The sequence below is a fragment of the Roseovarius sp. genome, from assembly GCF_030373445.1.
Classification (GTDB): Bacteria; Pseudomonadota; Alphaproteobacteria; order Rhodobacterales; family Rhodobacteraceae; genus Roseovarius.
Map to the genome: position 1 here is coordinate 231,789 of NZ_JAUCYU010000005.1, position 25,640 is coordinate 257,428.

General features: G+C 67.3%; 26 protein-coding genes. 23 read left to right on the forward strand and 3 right to left on the reverse strand.

Features of this window, described 5'->3' with window-relative positions; all coding sequences use genetic code 11:
- Positions 1–32 precede the first annotated feature (32 nt).
- Positions 33–1,124 (forward strand): GTP cyclohydrolase II, encoded by a 1,092-nt coding sequence (gene ribA / locus QUV18_RS11465; protein WP_300894058.1) that lies wholly within the window; start codon positions 33–35, stop codon positions 1,122–1,124.
- A 114-nt stretch (positions 1,125–1,238) separates the two neighbouring features.
- On the opposite strand, the gene QUV18_RS11470 is transcribed toward ribA, so the two are convergent.
- Complete coding sequence (locus QUV18_RS11470; RefSeq protein WP_300894059.1) at positions 1,239–1,967, reverse strand: FadR/GntR family transcriptional regulator; 729 nt, start codon at positions 1,965–1,967, stop codon at positions 1,239–1,241.
- 61 nt (positions 1,968–2,028) lie between these two features.
- Between QUV18_RS11470 and QUV18_RS11475 the strand changes: the two genes are divergently transcribed.
- The 14 genes from QUV18_RS11475 to murD all read left to right on the forward strand — a co-directional run bounded on the left by QUV18_RS11475 (position 2,029) and on the right by murD (position 16,522).
- Positions 2,029–2,829 (forward strand): DUF2182 domain-containing protein, encoded by an 801-nt coding sequence (locus QUV18_RS11475; protein ID WP_300894060.1) that lies wholly within the window; start codon positions 2,029–2,031, stop codon positions 2,827–2,829.
- A 4-nt stretch (positions 2,830–2,833) separates the two neighbouring features.
- A complete protein-coding gene (locus QUV18_RS11480) occupies positions 2,834–3,538 on the forward strand; it encodes a DUF1326 domain-containing protein (protein ID WP_300894061.1) in 705 nt (234 codons plus the stop codon).
- A 12-nt stretch (positions 3,539–3,550) separates the two neighbouring features.
- Complete coding sequence (locus QUV18_RS11485; RefSeq protein ID WP_300894062.1) at positions 3,551–4,060, forward strand: DinB family protein; 510 nt, start codon at positions 3,551–3,553, stop codon at positions 4,058–4,060.
- A gap of 5 nt (positions 4,061–4,065) precedes the next feature.
- Positions 4,066–5,175 (forward strand): dimethylsulfoniopropionate demethylase, encoded by a 1,110-nt coding sequence (locus QUV18_RS11490; protein WP_300894063.1) that lies wholly within the window; start codon positions 4,066–4,068, stop codon positions 5,173–5,175.
- 119 nt (positions 5,176–5,294) lie between these two features.
- Positions 5,295–6,284 (forward strand): acryloyl-CoA reductase, encoded by a 990-nt coding sequence (gene acuI / locus QUV18_RS11495; protein WP_300894064.1) that lies wholly within the window; start codon positions 5,295–5,297, stop codon positions 6,282–6,284.
- 680 nt (positions 6,285–6,964) lie between these two features.
- Positions 6,965–7,468, forward strand: a complete 504-nt coding sequence (mraZ, locus tag QUV18_RS11500) for a division/cell wall cluster transcriptional repressor MraZ (RefSeq protein WP_300894065.1) — start codon at positions 6,965–6,967, stop codon at positions 7,466–7,468.
- Between the two features lie 3 nt (positions 7,469–7,471).
- On the forward strand, positions 7,472–8,464 hold the full coding sequence (gene rsmH, locus QUV18_RS11505) for a 16S rRNA (cytosine(1402)-N(4))-methyltransferase RsmH (RefSeq protein WP_300894066.1): 993 nt from the start codon (positions 7,472–7,474) through the stop codon (positions 8,462–8,464).
- The gene (locus QUV18_RS11510) at positions 8,464–8,808 is read left to right on the forward strand and encodes a cell division protein FtsL (RefSeq protein WP_300894067.1); all 345 of its coding nucleotides are present in this window, start codon (positions 8,464–8,466) and stop codon (positions 8,806–8,808) included. Before rsmH ends, QUV18_RS11510 begins: the two co-directional genes overlap by 1 nt.
- Positions 8,805–10,589 (forward strand): penicillin-binding protein 2, encoded by a 1,785-nt coding sequence (locus QUV18_RS11515; RefSeq protein WP_300894068.1) that lies wholly within the window; start codon positions 8,805–8,807, stop codon positions 10,587–10,589. Before QUV18_RS11510 ends, QUV18_RS11515 begins: the two co-directional genes overlap by 4 nt.
- 14 nt (positions 10,590–10,603) lie before the next feature.
- On the forward strand, positions 10,604–12,103 hold the full coding sequence (locus QUV18_RS11520; RefSeq protein ID WP_300894069.1) for a UDP-N-acetylmuramoyl-L-alanyl-D-glutamate--2,6-diaminopimelate ligase: 1,500 nt from the start codon (positions 10,604–10,606) through the stop codon (positions 12,101–12,103).
- Positions 12,100–13,542, forward strand: coding sequence for a UDP-N-acetylmuramoyl-tripeptide--D-alanyl-D-alanine ligase (murF, locus tag QUV18_RS11525; protein ID WP_300894070.1), 1,443 nt, complete (start codon positions 12,100–12,102; stop codon positions 13,540–13,542). Before QUV18_RS11520 ends, murF begins: the two co-directional genes overlap by 4 nt.
- Positions 13,543–14,625: a phospho-N-acetylmuramoyl-pentapeptide-transferase gene (gene mraY / locus QUV18_RS11530; RefSeq protein WP_300894071.1), complete on the forward strand. Its 1,083-nt coding sequence runs from the start codon at positions 13,543–13,545 to the stop codon at positions 14,623–14,625.
- A 3-nt stretch (positions 14,626–14,628) separates the two neighbouring features.
- The gene (locus QUV18_RS11535; RefSeq protein WP_300894072.1) at positions 14,629–15,039 is read left to right on the forward strand and encodes an ACT domain-containing protein; all 411 of its coding nucleotides are present in this window, start codon (positions 14,629–14,631) and stop codon (positions 15,037–15,039) included.
- A gap of 85 nt (positions 15,040–15,124) precedes the next feature.
- On the forward strand, positions 15,125–16,522 hold the full coding sequence (gene murD / locus QUV18_RS11540; protein ID WP_300894073.1) for a UDP-N-acetylmuramoyl-L-alanine--D-glutamate ligase: 1,398 nt from the start codon (positions 15,125–15,127) through the stop codon (positions 16,520–16,522).
- A 190-nt stretch (positions 16,523–16,712) separates the two neighbouring features.
- Here murD and QUV18_RS11545 read toward each other — a convergent pair whose 3' ends face one another.
- Both QUV18_RS11545 and QUV18_RS11550 read right to left on the reverse strand, forming a co-directional pair.
- Positions 16,713–17,297, reverse strand: a complete 585-nt coding sequence (locus tag QUV18_RS11545; RefSeq protein ID WP_366914642.1) for a PRC-barrel domain-containing protein — start codon at positions 17,295–17,297, stop codon at positions 16,713–16,715.
- An 87-nt stretch (positions 17,298–17,384) separates the two neighbouring features.
- Positions 17,385–18,563 (reverse strand): NAD(P)/FAD-dependent oxidoreductase, encoded by a 1,179-nt coding sequence (locus QUV18_RS11550; RefSeq protein WP_300894074.1) that lies wholly within the window; start codon positions 18,561–18,563, stop codon positions 17,385–17,387.
- Between the two features lie 155 nt (positions 18,564–18,718).
- Here QUV18_RS11550 and QUV18_RS11555 point away from each other — a divergent pair, with 155 nt between their 5' ends.
- The 8 genes from QUV18_RS11555 (at position 18,719) to QUV18_RS11590 (ending at position 25,625) form a co-directional block, all read left to right on the forward strand.
- A complete protein-coding gene (locus tag QUV18_RS11555) occupies positions 18,719–19,663 on the forward strand; it encodes a phytanoyl-CoA dioxygenase family protein (protein WP_300894075.1) in 945 nt (314 codons plus the stop codon).
- A 109-nt stretch (positions 19,664–19,772) separates the two neighbouring features.
- A complete protein-coding gene (gene ftsW / locus QUV18_RS11560) occupies positions 19,773–20,939 on the forward strand; it encodes a putative lipid II flippase FtsW (protein ID WP_300894076.1) in 1,167 nt (388 codons plus the stop codon).
- Between the two features lie 57 nt (positions 20,940–20,996).
- Entirely contained in the window at positions 20,997–22,103 is a 1,107-nt protein-coding gene (murG, locus tag QUV18_RS11565) for an undecaprenyldiphospho-muramoylpentapeptide beta-N-acetylglucosaminyltransferase (RefSeq protein ID WP_300894077.1), read from the forward strand.
- The gene (murC, locus tag QUV18_RS11570; protein ID WP_300894078.1) at positions 22,100–23,506 is read left to right on the forward strand and encodes a UDP-N-acetylmuramate--L-alanine ligase; all 1,407 of its coding nucleotides are present in this window, start codon (positions 22,100–22,102) and stop codon (positions 23,504–23,506) included. Before murG ends, murC begins: the two co-directional genes overlap by 4 nt.
- 154 nt (positions 23,507–23,660) lie before the next feature.
- Positions 23,661–24,848, forward strand: a complete 1,188-nt coding sequence (locus QUV18_RS11575) for an amino acid permease (protein ID WP_300894079.1) — start codon at positions 23,661–23,663, stop codon at positions 24,846–24,848.
- The gene (locus QUV18_RS11580; RefSeq protein WP_300894080.1) at positions 24,845–25,102 is read left to right on the forward strand and encodes a DUF2484 family protein; all 258 of its coding nucleotides are present in this window, start codon (positions 24,845–24,847) and stop codon (positions 25,100–25,102) included. The genes QUV18_RS11575 and QUV18_RS11580 overlap by 4 nt, the downstream gene beginning before the upstream one ends.
- Positions 25,099–25,344, forward strand: coding sequence for a DUF2484 family protein (locus QUV18_RS11585; RefSeq protein ID WP_300894081.1), 246 nt, complete (start codon positions 25,099–25,101; stop codon positions 25,342–25,344). The genes QUV18_RS11580 and QUV18_RS11585 overlap by 4 nt, the downstream gene beginning before the upstream one ends.
- Positions 25,341–25,625 carry a hypothetical protein gene (locus QUV18_RS11590; protein ID WP_300894082.1) on the forward strand — a complete coding sequence of 95 codons (285 nt, stop codon included), beginning with the start codon at positions 25,341–25,343 and terminating at the stop codon, positions 25,623–25,625. The genes QUV18_RS11585 and QUV18_RS11590 overlap by 4 nt, the downstream gene beginning before the upstream one ends.
- Positions 25,626–25,640: the final 15 nt, after the last annotated feature.

Below are 25,640 nucleotides of genomic sequence, written 5' to 3' on the forward strand. Positions count from 1 at the left end.
TTTTCAACTTTCGCGCGCCGGGATGTGACCGCATGAGCCTAGCCCCTGACCTGACCGAAATCCTTGCGCGGGCGCGCAGCGACCTGCGTATGGGCGTGCCGGTGGTGCTGACGGGCCCCGAGGGCGCGCTTCTGGTACTGGCGGCGGAGACGCTGGATGCCGCGCGGCTGGCGGATATCCGGGCGCTGGGCGGGCCGCCGGTGGTTGTGATCAGCGCGCGGCGGGCCGAGACGCTGAAGGCGCGGCCCTATGACGGGGATCTCGCACGGATCGTGTTGCCGCCGGATGCGGGGCTGGCCTGGGTGCTGGGGGTGGCCGACCCGGCCGACGACCTGCGCACGCCGATGAAGGGCCCGCTGGTGTCGGAGCGGGGCGGGGAGGCCGGGCTGCACCGACTGGCGCTGAAGCTGGCCAAGACCGCGCGGCTGTTGCCGGCGGTGCTGGTGCTGCCGCTCAAGAATGCCGCGTCCTTCTCGCAGGAGCGGCGGCTGACGGTGGTGGACGGCGTTGCGGCGGCGCCGCTGCTGGAGGCGGCCAGCCCGCTGCACCCGGTGGTGAGCGCACGGCTGCCGCTGGAGGTGTCGGAGGCGGGCAAGCTGCATATCTTCCGGCCCGAGGATGGCGGCGAGGAGCATTATGCCATCGAGATCGGCCAGCCGCCGCGGGACGCGCCGGTGCTGGCGCGGCTGCATTCGGCCTGTTTTACCGGTGACCTGATGGGATCGCTGAAATGCGACTGCGGCCCGCAGCTGCGCGGGGCGCTGGCGCAGATGGGCGAGGCGGGGGCCGGTGTGCTTCTGTATCTCAACCAGGAGGGGCGGGGGATCGGGTTGGCCAACAAGATGCGCGCCTACAGCTTGCAGGACCAGGGGTTCGACACGGTGGAGGCCAATCACCGGCTGGGCTTCGAGGATGACGAGCGCGATTTCCGGATCGGGGCGGATATCCTGTCGCGGATGGGGTTCTCGGCGGTCCGGCTGCTGACCAACAACCCGGCGAAGATCGCGATGATGCAACAGAACGGCATCGAGGTGGCCGAGCGGGTGCCGCTGAAGGTGGGCGAGACGGCGCATAACCGGGCGTACCTGGCGACCAAGGCGAAGAAATCCGGGCACCTGTTATAGGCTGAAAGTGCGGGAGCCTCCGGCGGGGATATTTGGGGCCAGAAGAAGCGTGGGGTGTGCCATGTTTCTTCTGGCTGGAAATATCCCGGGGAGCTTGAGGGGCTGGCCCCTCAATCATCTGGCGGCGCGGGCTTCCATGACGTTGCGGCCGAGGTTCAGCGTGTAGGCGGCCAGTTCCTCGAGGGCGGTTTCCGCGGCGGTGCTGTCGCCGGCCTCGATGGCGTCGGCGATGCGGGTGTGGAAGGCGACGATCGCCTCGCGCGAGCGGGCGGTGAAGGTGATCATGTTCATGAGCGGCTGCATCGCCTCGACCGCGCCGGCGAGCTGGTAGCTGAGCACCGGGTTGCCGGCGGCGTCGACGAGGGCGCGGTGGAAGGTGACATCGGAGGCGCAGAAGCTTTCGTCGGAGAGGCCGGGCTGGCCCTGGCGGTGGATCTCGGCGCGCATGGTGGCGAGGTGATCAGGCGCGCGGCGGGCGGCGGCGAGCGGCGTGCAGGCGCGTTCGAGGGCGTAGCGGGCCTCGCAGGCGGTCTCGAAGCTGACGCCGTTCATCGACAGGAGCAGGGTGGAGGTGGTGATCTGCTGGCCGTAGGCTTCTTCATAGGACAGCCGGTTGACGAAGGCGCCGCCGAAGGCGCCGCGCTGGGTGCGGATCAGGGATTGGGCGGCGAGGCGCTTGAGGGCCTCGCGCACGGTGGGGCGGGAGACGTTGAACTGCTCGGCCAGCTCGGCCTCGGAGGGCAGGCGCTCGCCGGTGATCATCCGCCCCTCGACGATGGCGTCGCGGATCGCCTGCGCAATCTGGGCCGAGAGGTCGGCTTTCTGGGGTTTCGCAGTTTCCATTTGTCTTACATTTAAATGTCTGACATTTTCCCCGCAAGGGACGAGTCGGGAAGGGAGGCCCATGCGCGACACTTTTGCCATGCCGCTTCGCAGCCTTTTGTGGCTGGCCTTCTTCGCCGGGATCCTGGCCGCCTGGTGGTGGCTCTACCAGATGGCCATCGGCATGGATCTCGACCTGATCGGGCGGCCGGGCGAAATGGCAAAGCGGATGGCCGCGATGGACCCGCGCATGGACATGTACATGCCCATGGCCGAGTTCTGGCCGCTGTTTGCCATGTGGGCGGTGATGATGGCGGCTATGATGCTGCCGACGCTGGTGCCGACGCTGCGGGCATATGAAGACCTCATGATTTCGGCGAATGGAAGCTGGGGCGGCTGGCTGGGCGTGTTGACGGGATACGCGATCGTATGGATCGGATTTGCCGCCGCGATTACGGGGGTGCAGCTGGCGCTGCTCTTCGGCGGGGTGATCGACATGCTGGGCATACCGAAGTCGATGCTGGTGTCGGGCGGGCTGCTGATCGCCGTGGGGGCGTTCCAGTTCACCCGGACGAAGGAGGTCTGCCACGGCGTGTGCCACAGCCCGATGAGCTATTACCTCGGCCACTGGCGGCCGGGCGCGCTGGGCGGCTTGCGCATGGGGCTGGGGCTGGGGGCGTTCTGTGCCGTCTGCTGCTGGGGGTTCATGGCGCTGGGCTTTGTCGGGGGCATGATGAGCCTTCTGTGGATGGGCCTCGCGACGCTGTTCATGGTTCTGGAAAAACTGCCCCAGATCGGCCACCGTGTGGTGAAGCCGATGGGCATGGTACTTATCGCGGGCGGGCTGGTGGTTCTGGCCTGGCCGTTTGTGACGGGAGGATAAAGAGATGGCCCTGAAACGCAGGCAGGATGCCGACAAGCTGCCGATCTCGCAGCGGATCGACAACCGGATGGCGAACCCCAAGCGGCGGAAGATGACGCCGACGGAATGGAAGATCAAGGGCGAGCTGTTCCTGAACTGCTCATGCGAGCTGTTCTGTCCGTGTGTCGTCAGCCTGGGCAAGCACCCGCCGACGGAAGGCGACTGCAAGGCGTGGATGGCGATTGCCATCGACGAGGGGCATTACGAGGGGGAGGACCTGTCGGGGCTGAACGTGGGCCTGATGGTCGAGATCCCGGGGCGGATGGCCGAGGGGGGCTGGAAGGTGGCCGCCTACGTGGACGAGCGGGCGAGCGGGAAGGCGTATAATGGCATCCTGCAGATCTTCTCGGGCGCGGCCGGGGGAACGACGGGCCTTTTCACCATGCTGGTGAGCGATATCGTGGGGGCCGAGCGCGAGAAGGTCGAGATTGTCCGCGAGGGCAAGCGGCGGGGCCTCTATATCGGGCGAAAAATTCAGGGCGAGATCGAGATGATCGACGGGGCGAGCCCGGATCACCCGGTGATGATCTCGAATTCGAAATACTGGATGGGCCCCGACATCATCGCTGCGCGCGGGACGAAATCGCGGGTGCGGGATTACGGCCGCATCTGGGATTTCGGCGGCAAGTCGGCCGAGATCTGCCCGATCGACTGGGGCGGGCCCAAGTAGGGAGCGGTGGCCATGATCACGCCGGACTATTGCCGCCTGATGGCGCGTTACAACGCCTGGCAGAACCGCCAGATCGAGAAGGCGCTGGAGGGCGTGCCGCTGGAGGCGCTGAAGGCGGATCACGGGGCGTTCTTCGGGTCGATCCTGGGGACGCTGAACCACCTTGTCTGGGGGGACCGGATGTGGATGAGCCGGTTCGACCCGTCCTGCGAGAAACCGGAGGGCGGGATCGGGGACAGTACGGAGCTGTTCCCGACCCTGGGCGCGTGGAGCGCCGAGCGGTTCCGGGTGGACGGGATGATTTCGCGCTGGGCGGCGGAGGTGCACGCGGTCGGCCTGACGGGGAGTTTCCGGTTCTATTCGGGCGCGCTGGGCCGCGAGGTGACGAAGCAGATCGCGCCCTGCGTGGTGCATATGTTCAACCACCAGACCCATCACCGCGGGCAGGTGCACGCGATGATGACGAGGACCGGGCTGAAGGCGCCGGTCACCGACCTGTTCATCATGCCGGACGAGGAGTGAGCTCGATGGGTGCGCCGCTTTTGTCGCCGTCGCGCCGGTTGCGCCGGACGCCGTTCTCGGAAGGGGTCGAGGCGGCGGGGGTGAAGGCCTACACGGTCTACAATCACATGCTTCTGCCGACGGTCTTTCGCTCGGTCGAGGAGGATTACCATCACCTGAAGCAGGCGGTGCAGGTCTGGGACGTGGCCTGTGAGCGGCAGGTGGAGCTGCGCGGGCCCGATGCCGGGCGGCTGATGCAGATGCTGACTCCACGGGATTTGAGGGGGATGCTGCCGGGGCAGTGCTACTACATGCCGATCGTGGACGAGACCGGGGGCATGCTGAACGACCCGGTGGCGGTGAAGCTGGCGGAGGACCGGTTCTGGATCTCGATTGCCGACAGTGACCTGCTGTTCTGGGTGAACGGCGTGGCGCAGGGCTGGCGGCTGGACGTGCTGATCGACGAGCCTGATATCTCGCCCCTGGCGGTGCAGGGGCCCAAGGCCGAGGAGCTGATGGCGCGGGTCTTTGGCGATCAGGCAAGGGATATCCGGTTCTTCCGGTTCGCGCCGCTGGAGTTCCAGGGGCGGAGCCACGTGGTGGCAAGGTCGGGTTATTCCAAGCAGGGCGGGTACGAGATCTACGTGGATGGCACCGATGCCGGGATGCCGCTGTGGAACGCGCTGATGGAGGCGGGGAAGGACCTGGACGTGCATGCGGGCTGTCCGAACCTGATCGAGCGGGTGGAAAGCGGGCTCTTGAGCTATGGCAACGACATGACCGACGACAACACCCCGCATGAATGCGGGCTGGGCCGGTTCTGCAACACGCAGTCGGCCGTGGGCTGCATCGGGCGCGACGCGCTGCTTCGGGTGTCGAAGGAAGGGCCGGTGCAGCAGATCAGGGCGCTGTCGATCGAGGGGCCGAAGGTGCCGGTCTGCGACAAGTGGTGGCCGGTGACGGCGCGGGGCAAGACGGTGGGGCGGGTGAGCTCGGCCGCGTGGAGCCCGGATTTCGATACGAATGTCGCCATCGGCATGGTGCGCCTGACCCACTGGGACGCGGGCGATATCGTCGAGGTACATACGCCCGACGGGGTGCGGCCGGCCGAGGTTCAGGCCGCGTTCTGGAACTGAGAGCGGGGAGGGGGCGCTGCCCCCGCCGTTGAAGGCCCGCCGGGCCTTCAACGTCTCCCCCGGAATATTTTTGGCAAGATGAAGCGGGGCCGCCGGCCCTGTCACGAAAGGAGCGAGACATGTTCAACGCACTGGTCGTCGAGAAGGACGAGGAAAGCGGCAAGACATCCGCCGAGGTGAAGCAGATCGGTGAGGCCGATCTTCCCGAGGCGGATGTGACGGTGGCGGTGGAATATTCCACGGTGAACTACAAGGACGGGCTGTGCATCGGGCCGGGCGGCGGATTGGTACGGAAATATCCGCACGTGCCGGGGATCGATTTTGCCGGGACGGTCGAGAAGAGCGACGATGACCGCTACAAGCCGGGCGACAAGGTGGTTCTGACCGGCTGGCGCGTGGGCGAGGCGCATTGGGGCGGCTATGCCCAGAAGGCGCGGGTGAAGGCCGACTGGCTGGTGCCGCTGCCGGATGGCCTTGATACGCGGCAGGCGATGGCGGTGGGCACCGCGGGTTTGACCGCGATGCTGGCGGTGATGGCGCTGGAGGACCAGGGGCTGAAGAGCGGGCCGGTCCTGGTGACCGGGGCCGCGGGCGGCGTGGGCAGCGTGGCGACGGCGATCCTGGCCAATCTCGGCCACGAGGTGGCGGCGGTCACCGGGCGGCCGGAGCAGGAGGAGTACCTCAAGGGGCTGGGCGCCAGCCGGATCGTGCCGCGCGAGGAGCTGACGGAGGTCACGAAGAAGCCGCTGGAGGCGGAGACCTGGGGCGGCTGCGTGGATGCCGTGGCCGGCGCGATGCTGGGCCGGGTGCTCAAGCAGATGGAATATGGCAGCTCGGTCGCGGCGATCGGTCTGGCCGGGGGCGCGGCGATCGAGGGGGCGCTGATCACGCCGTTCATCCTGCGGGGGGTGAACCTGCTGGGGATCGACAGCGTGATGCAGCCCTATGAGAACCGCGTGCGCGCGTGGGAGCGGATCGCCAAGGACCTGCCGATGGACAAGCTGGAGGCGATGGTGCAGCCGGCGACCCTGTCGGACCTGCCGGGGCTGGGCCGCGATATCCTGAAAGGGCAGGTGAAAGGCCGGGTCGTGGTGGACGTGAACGCCTGACCTGACCTTTCATATCTGATCTGGACGGCCATCCGTGGGAACGGGTGGCCGTTTTTCAATGGGGGGTGGGGCCGGTCACGGGAATTCGGGGGACCATGCGCTCATTTTTGCCGAATCACCCATGGGACAGGGGCGATTCATGGCCGATTCCCTGATGATTCACCGGAGATTCGGTAGGAATTCGGGGTGGTGGGCATGATATTGCGAAAAAAATCGGGGAAATCGTGGGAAGTTTGGCCTGGTTCCCGAGATCACAATATATTGTGTGGGCGTGAAGGAATGTATCTAGGGAAAGCGTCACATCATCCAATCTCACCACATTATGTTGTTTTGAGGAGGGGGTGAGATCAATATCCTGTAGCGTTTTGGCGCAGAAAGTTGTTGCCAACCATGAATTCCCATGGCATCCCTGTTAGCACGATGAGGACGGGAACAAAGGGGCGCAACAAAGACCCCGAAACAAAATCCCAAGTCAGGTTTCATACAGGCACCCGCTTTCATCGAACCAAGAGATCCGGCGCGCGGGCGAGCAGACATCCCCCCAGGTGGCGCGCGCAGTCGGACACCCGCTTAGCGGGACGAGGGCGGCGGATTGGGCACTGGCAGCAGCTCAATCCGCCGTTTCGTTTCTCAGGGGTCGGTTTTTCAAAACGGGGGGAGTGCGAGAGGGCCAGGGGACAGTGGTTCGCAGGTTCAGAGGTGAGGACACCTTCAAGGTGGACGCCAAGGGGCGGATTTCGATCCCGGCCTCTTTTCGGCGTGTGCTGGAAGCGTCCGACCCGAACTGGACCGACGGTCTGAACCCCGAGCTGGTCATCGTGTACGGCGACCACCGCCGCAAATACCTGGAATGCTATACCATCGAGGCGATCAACGAGGTCGACGAGCAGATCGAGGCCCTGCCGCGCGGCTCGATGGAGCGCAAGATGCTGCAACGGCTGTTTCACGGCCAATCGTTTCCGACAAGCGTGGACGAGACCGGGCGGCTGGTGCTGCCGGCGAAGCTTCGCAAGAAGATCGACCTGGACGACAAGGCGTTCTTCATCGCGGCGGGCGATACCTTCCAGATCTGGAAGCCGGAAACCTACGAGGAAGAGGAGCTGTCGAAGACGGAGGCGTGGCTGGACGAGCTGCCCGACGATTTCGACCCGCTGGTCTATCTCGACGGACCGCGAGGGGGGTGAGGCATGGCTGCTGCTGCCAGAGCCGCCAGTCCCGATCCGCATATCCCTGTTCTTCTGCGTCCGCTCCTGGACGCCGTGGCGCCGGTGGAGGGCGTCTGGATCGATGGCACGCTGGGCGCGGGCGGGTATGCGCGGGGCTTGCTGGAGGCCGGGGCGGAGAAGGTCATCGGCATCGACCGCGATCCGCTGGCGCTGGAGATGGCGCAGGGCTGGGCCGGGGCGTATGGCGACCGGGTCGAGCTGGTGCAGACGACGTTTTCGCACATGGACGAGGCAGGCGACGCCGTGGACGGCGTGGTGCTGGACCTTGGCGTGTCCTCGATGCAGCTTGACCGGGCCGAACGTGGGTTTTCCTTCATGAAGGATGGCCCGCTCGACATGCGGATGAGCCAGGCGGGGCCGAGTGCGGCGGACCTGGTGAACGGCGCCGAAGAGGCGGCGCTGGCGGATATCCTTTACCTGTACGGCGAGGAACGGGCGAGCCGGCGGATCGCCAAGTCGATCGTGAAGGCGCGGGAGGTGGAGCCGATCACCACGACCGCCGCGCTGGCCGAGATCTGCGAGCGCAGCCTGCCGCGGCCCAAGCCGGGGCAGGCGCATCCGGCGACGCGCACCTTCCAGGCCTTGCGGATCGCCGTGAACGATGAATATGCCGAGCTGGTCGACGGGCTGGAGGCCGCCGAGCGCGTGCTGCGCCCCGGCGGGCGGCTCGCGGTGGTGACGTTTCATTCGATCGAGGACCGGATCGTGAAGCGCTTCCTGCAACTGAAATCGGACAGCGGCGGGGGCGGCAGCCGCCATGCCCCGGCCGAGGCCGAGCGGGAGCCGCAGTTCACGCAGAAACACCGCAAGGCGATCGGGCCGGACAAGGACGAGCTGGCGGTCAATCCGCGGTCGCGCAGTGCCAAGCTGCGGGTCGCGGAGCGCACCGGGGCGGCGCCCGCGCCGGCCGATCGCAATTCGCTTGGCATGCCGCAGTTGAAGAGGGGATTTTGATGCGCAGCCTGTTCTATGTTCTCACCGCGCTGTCGGTCATCGGGCTGGCCTTCTGGGCCTATCACGAGAATTACAAGACGCAGGAGGCGCAGGCGCGGGCCGAGCATCTGCAGCGGCAGATCGGGCTCGAGCGCCAGCGCCTGCGGATGCTGCGGGCCGAGTGGGCCTATCTCAACCGGCCGGCGCGGTTGCGCGACCTGGCCGAGATCAATTTCGACCGGCTGGGGCTGTTGCCGCTGCAGCCCTACCAGTTCGGCAAGATCGACCAGGTTTCGTACCCCGAGCGCGACCCGCTGCCGATCACCGACCCGGTGGATGTCATCAACATGGAGGGTCACCCATGATCCGCACGCCGCTGCGCCCGCTGGCGCGTATCCTGCAGGCCCGCGACCGGGGCGAGAACCCCGATGCGATCGAGCGTGAGAACATCCGTGCCCGGCACGAGGAAATGCGCGACAAGGCGCGGACCCGGGCCGAGGGGCGGCTCCTGGTATTGGGATTGTTCTTCCTGTGCGCCTTTACCGTGATCGGCGGGCGGATGGGCGTGCTGGCCAATTCCGAGCCGAGCGAGCCACGTACCAGCGTGGCGGGCGCCGACATCCTTGCGCAGCGGGCGGATATCGTCGACCGGAAGGGCCGGATCCTGGCCACGAATTTCGAGACGCATAGCCTCTATGCCCAGCCGCAGCAGATGATCGAGCCGGTGCGCACGGCCGAGGAGCTGGTGAAGATCTTCCCCGACCTGGACCGGGAGCGGCTGGTGAAGGATTTCACCGGCAAGCGCAAGTTCCTGTGGATCAAGAAGAAGTTGAGCCCCGAGCAGAAGCAGGCGGTGCATGATATCGGCGAGCCGGGCTTGCAGTTCGGGCCGCGGGAGATGCGGCTTTACCCCAATGGCAAGCTGGCCGCGCATGTGCTGGGCGGGGCAAGCTTCGGGCGCGAGGGGGTCCATTCGGCGGAAGTGATCGGCGTGGCCGGGATCGAGAAGTTCTACGACGCCCGCCTGCGCGACCCGGCCAATGGGCACGAGCCGCTGACGCTGTCGCTGGACCTGTCGGTGCAGGCGGCGGTGGAGCGGGTGCTGTTCGGCGGCATGAAGCTGATGAATGCCAAGGGCGCCGCGGCGATCCTGATGGACGTGCAGACGGGCGAGCTGATCACGCTGGCCTCGCTGCCGGATTTCGACCCCAACGACCGGCCGCGCCCGCCGACCAAGGGCAATGCCTCGGACAGCCCGCTGTTCAACCGGGCGGTGCAGGGGGTGTACGAGCTGGGCTCGACTTTCAAGATTTTCGCCATGGCGCAGGCGCTTGAGCTGGGGCTGGTGACCCCCGAGACCATGGTCGACACGCGCGGGCCGCTGACATGGGGCCGGTTCCGGATCCGGGATTTCCACGATTATGGCGCGCAGCTGACGGCGACCAAGGTGATCGTGAAATCGTCGAACATCGGCACGGCGCGGATCGCGCAGATGATCGGCGGTGCGCGGCAGCAGGAGTTCCTGAAGACGCTGGGCTTCTTCGAACCGACCGGCGTGGAGCTGGTGGAGGCGGCGGGCGCAAAGCCGCTGTTGCCGCCGAAATGGTCGGAGCTGTCGACGATGACGATTTCCTACGGGCACGGGTTGTCGGCCAGCCCGCTGCACCTGGCGTCGGCCTATGCGACGATTGCCAATGGCGGGCACCGGGTGACGCCGACGCTGCTGCGGCAGCCGAGGGGGCAGCTTGGCGCCGAGGTGATGTCGGAGCAGACGGCCGCCAAGTCGATGGCGATGCTGCGCAAGGTGGTCAGCGAGGGGACCGCGTCGCTGGGCGACGTGAAAGGCTACGCGGTGGCCGGCAAGACCGGCACCGCCGACAAGCCTAAGGAGAACGGCCGGGGCTATTACGAGGACCGGGTGATCGCCACATTCGCCAGCGCGTTTCCGGCCCATGACCCGAAATACGTGCTGGTGGTGTCGCTGGACGAGCCGGTGGAAACCTCGGGCGACGTGCCGCGCCGCACCGCGGGCTGGACCGCCGTGCCGGTGGCTGCCGAGATCATACGCCGCGTCGCGCCGCTTCTGGGGCTCAGACCCGAGATTGAACCCGGAGAGTTGGCTGGTATAACGCTGACATCGAACTAGTCCGGACGGACGGCATGACGAGGCGAATATCGGTGGGGCACAGGAAATCATTGGCCGAGCTGGGCCTGACGGCGCAGGGCGGCAGGAAGGCCGAGATCACCGGTCTGGCGGTGGACAGCCGCGAGGTGAAGGACGGGTTCCTGTTCGCCGCCTTGCCCGGCACGAAGGTGCACGGGGGCGAGTTCATCTCCTACGCGCTGGAGATGGGCGCGGCGGCGGTGCTGACCGATGCCGAGGGCGCGCGGATCGCCGAGGCGGAGCTGGGCGCGAGCGAGGCGGCGCTGATCGTGACCGAGGACCCGCGGCAGGCGCTGTCCTATTGTGCCGCGCTCTGGTTCGGGGCGCAGCCCGAGACGGTGGTGGCCGTCACGGGCACGAACGGCAAGACCTCGGTTGCGAGCTTCACGCGGCAGATTTGGGCGGCGCTGGGATTCGAGGCGGTGAGCATCGGTACCACGGGCGTCGAGGGCGCCTACGAGGTGCCGCTGAAGCACACCACGCCCGAGCCGATCACCCTGCACCGGGTGCTGGCCGAGAGCGAGGCCGCCGGGGTGACCCATGCGGCAATGGAGGCGTCGAGCCACGGGCTGGCGCAGCGGCGGCTGGACGGGGTCAGGATCGCGGCGGCGGGGTTTACCAACCTGACGCAGGATCACCTCGACTATCACACTGATCTGGATGACTATTTCAACGCCAAGGCGGGGCTGTTCACACGCGTTCTGTCGGAAGATGGCGTGGCGGTGATCAATGTCGACGATCCGAGGGGCCGGGACATGGCCGCGGTGGCGCGGTCGCGAGGGCAGGAGGTTCTGAGCGTGGGGCGGCGCGACGGGGCCGACCTGCATATCATCGCGCGGAGTTTCGCGCCGACGGGGCAGGTGCTGCGGTTCCAGTGGCATGGCCGCGTGGGGCAGGCGGAGCTGGGCCTGATCGGGGGTTTCCAGTCGGAGAACGTGCTGTTGGCCGCCGGGCTGGCGATCGGGGCGGGCGCCGACCCGGACCAGGTGTTCGACACGCTGCCGCGGATGGAGACGGTGCGGGGCCGGATGCAGCTTGCCGCGCGGCGGGTGAACGGCGCGTCGGTCTTCGTGGATTACGCCCATACGCCGGGGGCTGTGGAGACGGCGATCATGGCACTCAGGCCGCATGTCATGGGCCGGCTGCTGGTGATCGTGGGGGCGGGCGGCGACCGCGACCGCACCAAGCGCCCGCTGATGGGGCAGGCGGCGGCGGAGCATGCCGACCTGGTGATCGTGACCGACGACAACCCGCGCAGCGAGGACCCGGCGGCGATTCGTGCGGCGGTGATGCTGGGTTGTCCGGAGGCACTGGAGGTGGGCGACCGGGCGGAGGCGATCCTGCGCGGGGTCGATGCGCTGGGGCCGGGCGATGCGCTGTTGATCACCGGCAAGGGGCACGAGACCGGGCAGATCGTGGGCGACAACATCTTTCCCTTCGACGACAGCGAGCAGGCAAGCGTCGCGGTGGCGGCGCTTGACGGCGGGCTGGCATGACCCTGTGGACGGCGGCAGAGGCGGTTGAGGCCACTGGCGGGCGGGCGATCGGGGACTGGCAGGTGACGGGCGTGTCGATCGACACGCGGACGTTGATGCCGGGCGATTTGTTCGTGGCGCTGAAGGCGGCGCGGGACGGGCATGATTTCGTGCAGGCGGCGCTGGAGGCCGGGGCCGCGGCGGCGATGGTGACCCATGTGCCTGAAGGCGTTGCGGAGGATGCGCCGCTTTTGATCGTCGAGGACGTTCAAGCGGCGCTGGAGGCGCTGGGGCGCGCAGGCCGGGCCAGGGCCAGGGCGCGGGTCGTGGCGGTGACCGGGTCGGTCGGCAAGACCTCAACCAAGGAGATGCTGCGGCATGTTCTGGCCGGGCAGGGCAAGACCCATGCGGCGGAGGCAAGCTACAACAACCATTGGGGCGTGCCGCTGACGCTGGCGCGGCTGCCGCGGGATGCGAGGTTCGCCGTGATCGAGATCGGCATGAACCACCCCGGAGAGATCGCGCCGCTGGCGCGGATGGCGCGGCCGCATGTGGCGGTGATCACGACGGTGGCACCCGCGCACTTGGAGGCGTTCGAGTCGATCGACGGGATCGCGCGGGAGAAGGCCACGATCTTCGAGGGGCTGGAGCCCGGCGGCGTGGCCGTGCTGAAAGGGGACCTGGCGACGACGCCGATCCTTCTGGAGGAGGCCAGGCGCCGGTCGGCCAAGATCGTGACCTTCGGCACCGCACCGGGCAACCATCACCGGTTGCTGAGCACGGAGTTGCACGAGCGGGTGACCGTGGGCCACGCCAGGATCTGGCGCACGCCCGTCGTTTTCAAGGTCGGCGTGGCGGGGCGGCATTTTGCCGAGAACGCGCTGGCCGTGCTGGCCGCCGTCTGGCAGCTGGGCGGGGACCGGGGCATGGCGATCACCGACCTGGCGCGTTGGCATCCGCCGTCGGGGCGGGGCACGCGGGACGTGCTGCAGCTCGACAGCGGGGACGAGACCTGGACGCTCGACCTGATCGACGATGCGTTCAATGCCAATCCCGCGTCGATGGCGGCCTCGCTCGACATGCTGGCGGCGGCGAAGCCGCGCGACGATATCGGGCGCATCGCCAAGGGCCGGCGGATCGCCATCCTGGGCGACATGCTGGAGCTGGGCGAGGGCGAGATCGCGCTGCACGCCGCGCTGGCGGAGCTGCCGCAGATGCGCGATATAGACGAGGTGCATTGCGTGGGCGAACGGATGAAGGCCCTGTGGGAGGCCCTGCCGGAGGACCAGCGCGGCCATTGCGTGAAAGATGCCGAGAAGCTGGCGGGGCGTGCGCACCGGCTTGTGGATGCGGGCGACGTGGTGCTGGTCAAGGGCTCGAAGGGCAGCCGTGTCAGCCTCGTGGTCGACGCGCTGCGCAAGGCGGGCCGGGCGCTTCGGCGGGAAGAAGAGGACGACTGAATGCTGTACTGGCTGACCCTGTTTTCGGATGGCGGCGATTTCTTCAACCTGTTCCGCTATATCACCTTCCGGTCGGGCGGGGCGTTCATGACCGCGCTTGTCTTCGGGTTCATCTTCGGGCGGCCGCTGATCAACGTGCTGCGCAAGCGGCAGGGCAAGGGCCAGCCCATCCGGACGGACGGGCCGGAGGGACATATCACCAAGTCGGGCACGCCGACGATGGGGGGCTTGCTGATCGTGGGGGCGCTGATGACCTCCTCGCTTCTGTGGGCCAGGCTCGACAATGCCTACGTGTGGATGGTGCTGTTCGTGACGCTGGCCTTCGGGCTGATCGGGTTCTGGGACGACTATTCCAAGGTGTCGAAGCAGAACACCAAGGGGGTGCCGGGCAAGGTGCGGCTGTTGCTGGGGTTCGCCATTGCCGGGATCGCGGCCTACTGGGCGGCGCTGAACCATCCGGCGGAGTTGCAGTATCAACTGGCGCTGCCGTTCTTCAAGGACCTGCTGGTGAACCTCGGGGTCTTCTTCATACCCTTCGCGATGTTCGTGGTGGTGGGGGCGGCCAATGCCGTGAACCTGACCGACGGTCTGGATGGCCTCGCGATCATGCCGGTGATGATCGCCGCCGGCGCGCTGGGGATCATCGCCTACGCGGTGGGGCGGGTCGACTTCACGGATTATCTCGAGGTGCATTACGTGCCCGGGTCGGGCGAGATCCTGATCTTCGTGGCGGGGCTTGTCGGCGGGGGGCTGGGCTTTTTGTGGTACAACGCGCCGCCTGCGGCGGTGTTCATGGGCGATACCGGGTCGCTGGCCCTGGGCGGGGCGCTGGGGGCCATCGCGGTGGTCACCAAGCACGAGATCGTGCTGGGCATCGTCGGCGGCCTGTTCGTGGTCGAGGCGCTGAGCGTCATCATCCAGGTGATCTATTTCAAGCGCACCGGCAAGCGGGTGTTCCTGATGGCGCCGATCCATCACCATTACGAGAAGAAGGGCTGGGCCGAGCCGACCATCGTGATCCGGTTCTGGATCATCGCGCTGATCCTGGCGATGATCGGGCTGGCGACGCTGAAGGTCCGGTGAGCCGTGGCGGTGCGCGACACCGCGGCGATGATCGCCGGGATGGCGCCCGTGGCCGATGGCGCGACCTGGCATTTCTGCACGACGGCGGATGCGGAACTGGCGGCGCAGGCACGCCCGAAGGCGCTGGCGAGTTTTGTCGAGGCGGAGGGGATGTCGCTTGTCCTGCCCGAGCAGGAGGCCAGCGCGCTTGGATTTGCCACCGACCTGCCGATGGCGCGGATCACGCTGACCGTGCAGTCGGCGCTGGACGGGGTGGGCCTGACGGCGGCGGTGGCCACGGCCCTGGCGGGGGAGGGCATTCCCTGCAACATGGTGGCGGGTTATCACCACGACCACGTCTTCGTGCCGGTGGCGCAGGCGGAGCGGGCGCTGGAGGTTCTCCGGCGGCTGGCGCGTGGGGAGATGGACGGATGAGCCGGGTGGATGGCGGCGGATGGTGGGTTGGCACCCACCCTACGGCAACGTGGCGGGCGAGGGCCTGCCGGAAGGGTGAGGCGACATGATCCCAGTGACGGGTTTCGAGAACGCGCGGGTTGGTATCCTCGGGCTGGGGCGGTCGGGACTGTCGGCGGCGCGGGCGCTGCGGGCGGGCGGGGCGCACCCGGTCTGCTGGGACGACAACCCGGGCGCACGGGAGATGGCCGAGACGGAAGGGTTCGACCTTGCCGACCTGTCGCGGGAGGGGGCGTTCGACGCGGTGGCAAGGCTGATCGTGTCACCGGGCATTCCGCACCTCTATCCGAACCCGAACAAGGTTGTGGCCAACGCGCTGCGCGCCGGGGTGCCGGTGGACAACGATATCGGGTTGTTCTTCCTGTCGCTGGGCACCGAGAAGTGGGCGATGTTCGACGACCCGCCGAAGGTGGTGGCGGTGACGGGGAGCAACGGGAAATCCACCACCTCGGCGCTCATTCATCACGTGCTGGAGCATGCGGGCAAGCCCGCGCAGCTGGCCGGGAATATCGGGCGGGGGGTGCTGGATATCGACCCGCCGGGGGATGGCGGCGTGGTGGTGCTGGAGCTGAGCTCGTACCAGACGGAGCTGGCCCGCGCGCTGACGCCGGACGTGGCGGTGTTTACCAACCTGTCGCCGGATCACCTTGACCGGCACGGGGGGCTGGGCGGGTATTTCGCGGCCAAGCGCCGGTTGTTCGCAGAGGGCGGGCCGGACCGGGCGGTGATCGGCGTGGACGAGCCGGAGGGGCTGTTCCTGGCCGGGCAATTGGCGGAAGGGCCGGACGATGCGCGGGTGATCCGCGTCTCGGTCGAGGGCAAGCTGTCGGGGCCGGGCTGGTCGGTTTTCGCGAAGAAGGGGTATCTGAGCGAGTACCGCAAGGGCAAGCAGACCGGGTCGATCGACCTGCGCCCGGTCAAGGGGCTGCCGGGGCGGCACAATCATCAGAACGCCTGTGCCGCCTACGCGGCGTGCCGGGCGCTGGGGTTGTCGCCGAAGGTGATCGAGCAGGGGTTCCACAGTTTCGAGGGCCTGCCGCATCGCAGCCAGGTGATTGCCGAGAAGGATGGGGTGACCTTCGTCAATGACAGCAAGGCGACGAACGTGGACTCGGCGCTGAAGGCGCTGGAGGCGTTTTCGAGCATCCGCTGGATCTGTGGCGGGCTGGAGAAGGAAGGCGGCGTTGGCGGCTTGAAGCCGGGGCTCGTGAACGTGGTGAAGGCCTATGTCATCGGACGCGAGGCGGCGGAGTTCGCGATGCAGCTCGAGGGCGTGAGGGCGGAGGTCTGCACCACGATGGCCGCCGCGGTGGCGCAGGCGATGGACGAGGCGCAGCCCGGTGATACGGTGCTGCTGGCGCCGGCGGCGGCGAGTTTCGACCAGTACGACAATTTCGAGAAGCGCGGCGAGGATTTCATCGCCGAGGTGCAGGCGCGGTTGTAGGGGATTGCGGGACGCCTGTTGGCGGCGCGCTTTCTTTACGGGAGGCACCTGGCCGCCCTGCCGGATGCCTCCGGCGGGGATATTTGGGGCCAGAAGAAGCGGTTGGGGCGCGGGGCTGGCAGCGGCACGCAAAGGAAAACCGCCGCCCCAGTGGGGGACGGCGGCATGATCGGGCGCCATGGGCGCGGGATCAGTTCCAGAAGCCTTCGTCGACGCTTTCCATCGCCTCGAGGTCTTCCTCGTTCTGGCGGGTGACGTAGCCGTAGGTGGCGTCGTCGACCGCGACGAGGTTCAGATCGTCGACGGAAATCAGCACGTGCTTGTCGGCGATGTCGAGGAAGCCGCCGACCTCGGCCACGATGCCGGTGACCTGGCCATCCCGCGAGAGGACCACGTCTTCGATCTCGCCGATGGTGTTCCAGTCGGCGCCGACCTCGTCATGCACGTCGGTGGCGTTCCAGCCTTCGTCCGAGGCTTCGTTCACCGTATAGATATTGCCGCCGGTGATGTCGCGCGTGCGGATCAGGTCGCCCTGCATGCCTGTCATGTCGGCGCTGGCGGTGTTCTCGCCTTCGGTCATGCGGGCATTGTCGGCCGCGTCGTCGTTGGCCATGTCGTCGGACATGTCGGCGTCGCCGGCCATCCCGGTGGTCTGCTCGGCCTGGCCGTTCTCGCTCATGCCGGATTGGCTCATCTCCTCGTCGCCGTGGTTGTCGGCGAGCGCGGTCGAGCCTGCGATGATCAGGGCGAGGGTGGATGTGGTCAGGCGGGTCATGATGCCTCCTTCGTTTGATTTCGCTGTGGATTCAACGAAGTGCGGGAGGCTGTGTTCCTTGTCCGGAGGTCAGAATTTCGCCGGACGTCAGCCGGTGCGGATGGCGTGGCCGGCGGCCCAGCCGGAGGACCACGCCCACTGGAAATTGTAGCCGCCGAGCCAGCCGGTGACGTCGACCGCCTCTCCGATGATGTAGAGACCGGGGACGTGGGAGGACATCATGGTCTTCGAGGAAAGGCCGGCGGTGTCGATGCCGCCGAGGGTGACCTCGGCGGTGCGATAGCCTTCGGAGCCGGTGGGTTTGAGGTGCCAGTTGCGCAGGGCGCCGGTGATCTCGGTCAGCCGGGCGTCGGACTGGTCGGCGAGGTTGCCGGTGAGGCCCAGTTCGGGGGCGAGGTGCTCGACCAGCCGGGCGGGGAGGTGGCGGGCCAACTCGGTGGTGAGGTTGCGGCGGCCCTCGCGCTGGCGCTGGTCGCGGAGGGTGTCGAAGAGTGTGCCCGCGGGGTCGAGGTCGAGGACGATCTCGTCGCCCTCGCGCCAGTAGGATGAGATTTGCAGGATGGCGGGGCCGGAGAGGCCGCGATGAGTGAAGAGGATGGCCTCGTCGAATGCGGTGCCGTTGCAGGCGGCGCGGCCGGGCGCCGAGGTGCCGGAGAGGGGCGCGAAGCGCTTGTCGGAGAAGGTGAGAGGCACGAGGGCGGGGCGGGTGTCGGTCACGTCGTGGCCGAACTTGCGGGCGATGTCGTAGGCCAGCCCGGTGGCGCCCATGGCCGGGATCGACTTGCCGCCGGTGGCAAGCACGAGGTTGCGGGCGCGAACGGAGACGCGCTGGCCTTCGCGGTCGAGGGCGATGCGGAAGCCGTTGCCGTCATGCTCGACCCCGGCGACGGAGGTCTGCAGCCAGAGATCGGCGCCGGCGGCGGTCAGCTCGTCGCGCAGCATGGCGATGATCTGGGGGGATTTGCCGTCGCAGAAGAGCTGGCCCAGGGTCTTTTCATGCCAGGTGATGCCGTGGCGGGCGACGAGATCGAGGAAATCCCACTGGGTGTAGCGGGTGAGGGCGGACTTGCAGAAATGCGGGTTGGCGGAGAGGAAATTCTCGGGGCCGGCGTGGAGGTTGGTGAAATTGCAGCGGCCGCCGCCGGAGATGCGGATCTTCTCGCCGGGGTTTTTCGCGTGGTCGATCAGCAGGGTGCCGGGGCCCGCGTGGGCCGCGCACATCATGCCGGCCGCGCCGGCGCCGAGGATCAGGGTTACGACGTCCATTCCAGCCACCTGCCTGAGCCGGTCGAAGCCGTCAAGTATTTGATTTGTGTCGGATATCGTACAGTGATTTCCGCCGCGTCAGTCGGCTGATCTTGGAACACTGAGCGTCCGGGCTCCGTTGCTTAGAGGCAAACTCAAGACAATGGAGGAGTCGCATGAATATCCAGACACGACCCGACGCGCTGACTGCTCAGGACGAGTACCCGACGCGGGTGCCCGGCAAGGAAACCCTGATGCCGCGCAAGGACCCGGTCCTATGGTCCGAGTGGTCGGAGAACGCCCCGATCGCGAAGGACGAGGCGGAGCACTATGCCGAAAACGGCTTCCTGGTGCGCCGCGACATGTTTGACGAGGACGAGCTGAAGATGCTGACCGACACGGCGGACGAGCTGCGGGACGGGGGCGCGGGCATTCCCGATGTCGACCTGATCCGCGAGCCCGACAGCGACGCGGTGCGCACGGTCTTCCGTCTCGATCGTCATTCCAAGGCATTCCGCCGACTGGCCTGCGACACGCGGCTGGCTGGAGTGGCCGAGTTCCTTCTGGGCGATCAGGTTTACCTTCACCAGTCGCGCCTGAACTACAAGCCGGGCTTTGCCGGCAAGGAGTTCTACTGGCACTCGGATTTCGAGACCTGGCACGCCGAGGACGGGATGCCCCGGATGCGGGCGGTGTCGGCCTCGGTTCTGCTGACGCCGAACGGGCCGCATAACGGGCCGCTTCTGCTGGTTCCCGGCTCGCAGGGCGTGTTCATCAGTTGCGCCGGCGAGACGCCGGAGGACAACTACGAGAGCTCGCTCAAGGAGCAGAAGGTCGGCGTGCCGCAACCGACGACGATCGAGCGGCTGGCCCGCCAGGCCGGGGGCATCACCTCGGCGGAAGGGGCGACCGGCACGGTGATCTTCTTCGAGTGCAACACGCTGCACGGCTCGAACGGGAACATCACGCCCGATCCGCGCGCCAACGCGTTCTTCGTCTACAACGCGCTGTCCAACGCGCTGACGGAGCCCTATGCCGCCCCCTCGTCGCGGCCGGATTTCCTGGCAAACCGCGAGGCGCCGGAGGCGATCAGCCCGGTTCACGGCCGTCTGAACGGGTAAACGCAACCCGGTGGGGGCGAGAATGCTTCCCACCGGGGCGAACTGCTGCTAGACTGTGCCGAGAGCCCCCGTTGAAAGAGGGGCCGGTTAAAGGCAGAGCGGCAGTGTCATGACGGAAATGGTCTATGGGGCCGTCCCGGCGCGGGATGGCGACCCGGTACTCCCCAGGTGGTGGCGGACGATCGACAAGTGGTCGATGTCCTGCATCCTTATCCTGTTCAGCATCGGTATCCTTCTGGGGCTTGCGGCGTCGCCGCCGCTGGCCGAGAAGAACGGCTTTCAACCCTTCCACTATGTCGAACGGCAGGCGATCTTCGGGTTCGCCGCGCTGGTGGCGATGTTCGTCACCTCGATGATGACGCCGCAGCTTGTCCGGCGGCTGGCGGTGGTCGGCTTCATGCTGGCCTTCGTGGCGCTGGTGATGCTGCCGTTCTTCGGCACGGATTTCGGCAAGGGCGCCGTGCGCTGGTACTCGATCGGCTTCGGCAGCCTTCAGCCATCGGAGTTTCTCAAGCCCGGTTTCGTGGTGGTGGCCGCGTGGCTGATGGCCGCGAGCCAGGAGATCAATGGCCCGCCGGGCAAGAGCTGGTCTTTCCTGCTGGCGCTGGTGATCGTCGCCTTTCTCGCCATGCAGCCCGATTTCGGGCAGGCCTGCCTTGTGCTGTTCGGCTGGGGGGTGATGTATTTCGTGGCCGGGGCGCCGATCGTTCTGCTTGTCGGCATGGCCGCCTGTGTCGTGGCGGTGGGCAGCTTCGCCTATTCCAACTCGGAGCACTTCGCGCGCCGGATCGACGGGTTCCTGAGCCCCGATGTCGACCCCAACACGCAGTTGGGCTTTGCGACGAACGCCATCCGCGAGGGCGGGTTCTTCGGCGTGGGCGTGGGTGAGGGCGAGGTGAAATGGAGCCTGCCGGACGCGCATACCGACTTCATCATCGCGGTTGCGGCCGAGGAATACGGGCTGATCCTGGTTCTCTGCATCATCGCGCTTTACATGCTGATCGTCGTGCGCTCGCTGTCGCGGCTGATGCGGGAGCGCGATCCGTTCATCCGGCTGGCCGGGACCGGGCTGGTGGCGATGTTCGGCGTGCAGGCGATGATCAATATCGGCGTGGCGGTTCGGCTGCTGCCGGCGAAGGGGATGACACTGCCGTTCGTAAGCTACGGTGGGTCGTCGCTGATTGCCGGCGGGATCGCGGTGGGGATGCTGTTCGCGTTCACCCGCAGCCGGCCGCAGGGCGAAATCCGCGATATCCTGCGGGGCCGCGGGCGGTAGAAAGCCGGATGGAAACGTGCGACAAGCACGTGTTCCAGGATAGAAGGGTCTCTGGCAGTGAGTGAACGCAAGCCTTTACTGGTTATCGCCGCGGGCGGCACCGGCGGGCACATGTTCCCCGCGCAGGCACTGGCGGAGGTGATGCTGCGCCGGGGCTGGCGGGTGAAGCTGTCGACGGATGCGCGCGGGGCGCGCTATGTCGGCGGATTTCCGCATTCGACCGAGATCGAGCAGGTGTCGAGTTCCACCTTTGCCCGGGGCGGCATCCTGAACAAGCTGCTGGTGCCGTTTCACGTGCTCGGCGGGGTGATCGGCGCGAGCCTGCGGATGATGCGCGACAAGCCGAGTATCGTGGTGGGGTTCGGCGGCTATCCGACGATCCCGGCGCTGTCGGCGGCGTGGCTGTTGCGGCTGCCGCGGATGATCCATGAGCAGAACGGCGTGCTGGGCCGGGTGAACCGGGTCTTTTCCAAGAAGGTCGATGCCGTGGCCTGCGGGATGTGGCCGACCGACCTCCCCGAAGGGGTCGAGGGCGTGCATGTGGGTAACCCCGTGCGGGCCGCCGTGCTGGAACGCGAGGGCGCGGGGTATATTCCGCCGGGCGATTACCCGATGTCGGTGCTGGTCATCGGCGGGAGCCAGGGCGCGCGGGCGCTGTCGGACGTGGTGCCGCCCGCGATTGCCAGCCTGCCGATGGAGCTTTTGCGGAACGTGCGGGTCAGCCACCAGGCCCGCGAGGAGGATGGCGAAAGGGTGGCGAGTTTCTATGCCGAGAACGGGATCGACGCGGATGTCGAGCCGTTCTTCCGCGACGTGCCGCGCCGGATGAGCGAGGCGCAGCTTGTGATCAGCCGCGCCGGCGCCTCTTCGGTGGCGGATATCAGCATCATCGGGCGGCCGTCGATCCTGATCCCGTACCCGTATGCCGCCGCCGATCACCAGAACGCCAATGCACGCGGGCTGGCGCAGGCCGGGGCGGCGGTGGTGATCCCGGAATCGAAACTGGGGGTCGAGGTGCTGGCCGAGCAGATCGAGAGCATCCTGACCAACCCCGAAGGCGCATTGCAGATGGCGCAGGCCGCGCTGAGCGTGGGCAAGCCGGATGCGCCGGGCGACCTGGCCGACATGGTCGCGGCACTGGCCGAGAAAGGACGAAAGACATGAATGCAGCCACCAAGCTTCCCGGAGATGTCGGGCCGATCCATTTCGTGGGCATCGGCGGGATCGGGATGTCGGGCATTGCCGAGGTGCTTCTGAACCATGGATACGTGGTGCAGGGCTCGGACCTGAAGAGCTCGAAGATCACCGAGCGGCTGACCGAGCTGGGCGCGATGGTGTTCGAGGGGCAGCGGGCCGAGAACCTCGAGGATGCCGAGGTGGTGGTGATCTCCTCGGCGATCAAGCCGGACAACCCGGAACTGAAGGAGGCGCGGTTGCGCGGGCTGCCGGTGGTGCGCCGGGCCGAGATGCTGGCCGAGCTGATGCGGCTGAAATCGAACGTGGCGGTGGGGGGCACCCACGGCAAGACGACGACCACGACGATGGTCGCCGCGCTGCTGGATCACGGTAATTTCGATCCCACGGTGATCAATGGCGGGATCATCCACGCCTATGGCAGCAACGCCCGGGTGGGGGACGGCGAGTGGATGGTGGTCGAGGCCGACGAGAGCGACGGCACGTTCAACCGCCTGCCCGCCACGATTGCCATCGTCACCAATATCGATCCCGAGCACATGGATCACTGGGGTGATTTCGAGAAGCTGCGGCAGGGGTTCTACGATTTCGTCAGCAATATTCCCTTCTACGGGCTGGCCGTGTGCTGCACCGATCATCCGGAGGTGCAGGCGCTGGTGGGCCGGATCACCGATAGGCGGGTCGTGACCTTCGGGTTCAACGCGCAGGCCGACGTGCGGGCGGTGAACCTGAAATACGAGGCCGGCGTGGCGCATTTCGACATCGCGCTGCAGGCCGAGGGCGAGATGATCGAGGGCTGCACCCTGCCGATGCCGGGAGATCACAACGTGTCGAACGCGCTGTCGGCCGTGGCCGTGGCGCGGCACCTGGGCATGAAGCGGAGCGAGATCCGCGAGGCGCTGGCGAATTTCGGCGGGGTGAACCGGCGGTTCACGCGGGTGGGTGAGGTGGACGGTGTCGCCATCATCGACGATTACGGCCATCACCCGGTCGAGATTGCCGCGGTGCTGAAGGCCGCGCGGCAGGCCTGTTCGGGCCGCGTGATCGCGGTGCACCAGCCGCACAGGTATTCGCGGTTGTCGAGCCTGTTCGACGATTTCTGCGCCTGTTTCAACGATGCCGACGTGGTGGCCATCGCCGACGTCTATGCCGCGGGCGAGGACCCGATCGCCGGGGCCAGCCGCGACGATCTTGTCGCCGGGCTGATCCGGCACGGGCACCGGCACGCGCGCGCGATCCGGGATGAGGACGATCTCGAGCGGCTGGTGCGCGAGCAGGCGGGACCGGGGGACATGGTGGTCTGCCTCGGCGCCGGGACGATCAGCGGCTGGGCCAACAGCCTGCCCGGGCGGTTGCAGCGGAAGGCGGGCTAATGGAGCGGGCGGCGTCGGAATTTTCGAAAATTCCGATCCGGAAAACCGGGGTTTTCCGGTGCGCCCCGCACCGGCCGCGCGGAACGGGTTCCGGAATTTTTGAGAATTCCGGGCCGTTTTCTTCGAAGAAAACGGGGCCGACGCGGGGGCGCGGATGGTCGATGAGCTGAAGCGGCGGATCGGGCTGGGCCTTCTTACCGCTTACGGCGTGGGCGTCATGGTGGGCGCCGGTATCTACGTCCTGGTGGGCGCGGTGGCGGCAGAGGCCGGGCTTTGGGCGCCGCTATCCTTTGTCATTGCCGGGCTGATCGCGGCGCCGACGGCGCTGTCCTATGCCGAGTTCTCGACCCGCCTGCCGGAAGCGGCGGGCGAAGCGATATACGTGGCGAGAGGCTTTCGGGCGAACTGGCTGGGCACCATCGTGGGCTTCGGGATCGTGGCGGCCGGGGCGGTTTCGGCGGCGGCGGTGCTGAGGGGCGGGGCCGGCTACCTCATCGCGGTGACCGGTCTGCCATTCGACTGGACCGTGGCGGGCCTTGGCTTGTTCCTCGTGGCGGTGGCGATCGTGGGGGTTCTGGAAAGCCTTGCGCTGGCGGCGTTGTTCACGGTGGTCGAGGTCATCGGGCTGGGGCTTGTCATCTATGCGGGGACGACCGCCGCGCCGGTTGCGGAATTCGGCATGCCGCCCGAGATCGTCTGGTCCGGCGTGACGGCAGGAGCGGTGTTGGCGTTTTTCGCCTTCATCGGCTTCGAGGACATCGTCAACATGGCCGAGGAGGTCGCCCGGCCCGAGCACGTTCTGCCGCGGGCGATCCTGTTGTCGCTGCTCATCACCAGCCTGCTTTACGCGTTGGTTTCCTTCGCTGCCGTGCGGTCGGTGCCGCTCGGGCAGCTGGGCCAGAGCGAGCAGCCGCTGGCGCTGGTCTGGCAGGCGGCAAGAGGGGGTGACGCGGCCTTCCTGTCGCTGATCGCGGTGGTGGCGGCGCTGAACGGCGTGCTGGCGCAGATCGTGATGGCGAGCCGGGTGCTGTTCGGCCTCGGGAAGCGGACGGCAAGCCTGTCGATCTTTCACCATGCGCATCCGCGGTTCGGAACGCCGGTTCTGGCGACGGTGCTGGTGGGCGCGCTGGTCATTCCCGGCGCGCTGCTGCTGCCGGTCTCTGACCTGGCCGAGGTGACCTCGGCCATCCTTCTGGGGGTCTTCGTCCTGGTCAACGCGGCGCTCATTGCCATGAAACGACGGAGCCCCGAAGCACCGTTCCGGGTGCCGGCGGCGGTTCCGGCCTTCGGGCTGGCGGCCTCGATTGCCGCGCTGGCCGTAACCTTCGGAGCGGGCACATGACGACACCCACATTCCTGCTGGCCTGTCTTTGGGTGGTCGCGGCGGCGCTGGTGGCGATGCTGCCGATGCGCTGGCAATTCGTGCCGGGGCTCGCGCTTCTGCTGGGGGCGCCGGTGCTGATCTGGCGGCTGGCGGTCGAGTATGGCTGGCCGGCCGCGCTTTTGGCCGTGCTGGCGGTGGTGTCGATGTTCCGCCGGCCCTTGCAGTATTACGCGCGGCGGGCCCTTGGCCGAGGGACGGAGGCATCGGAATGAACCTTTCGCTTCTGCTGGCCTGCGCCTGGGCCGTGGCCGCCAACCTCGCGGCGCTGATACCGAGCCGGGACAACCACTGGCGCCGGGCCTATGTGCTGATCGCCGTGGGCATCCCGATCCTGGGCTACGTGACCTACCAGAACGGGCCGTGGTGGGGCGTGGCCGTGCTGGTGGCGGGGATGAGCATCCTGCGCTGGCCGGTGATCTACCTGGGCCGCTGGCTGCGGGGGTTCGTGCGGTGAGCGGCACGATCTGGCTTGGCGGCTTGGCTATCTGGGGCGGGGTGGCCGGTTTGGCGATGGTGCTGGGCTTCGTCGTCTTCTATCACCACGCCGAGGCCAGCGACGGGATCGAACTGTTCCTGCACTGGCTGGCCGTGGCGGGGCTGGGGGCGCTGTTCTTCGGGATGGCGGTGCTTGGCCTGTTGCCCGGGGAGTTGTGGCCGGTGCTTTGGCTGGTCTTCCCGGCCGGGCTTGCGGGCTGTGCGCTTGGCGCTGTCGTCGGCCTGATCCGCCACCGCTGACGGGTTCTTGCCAGC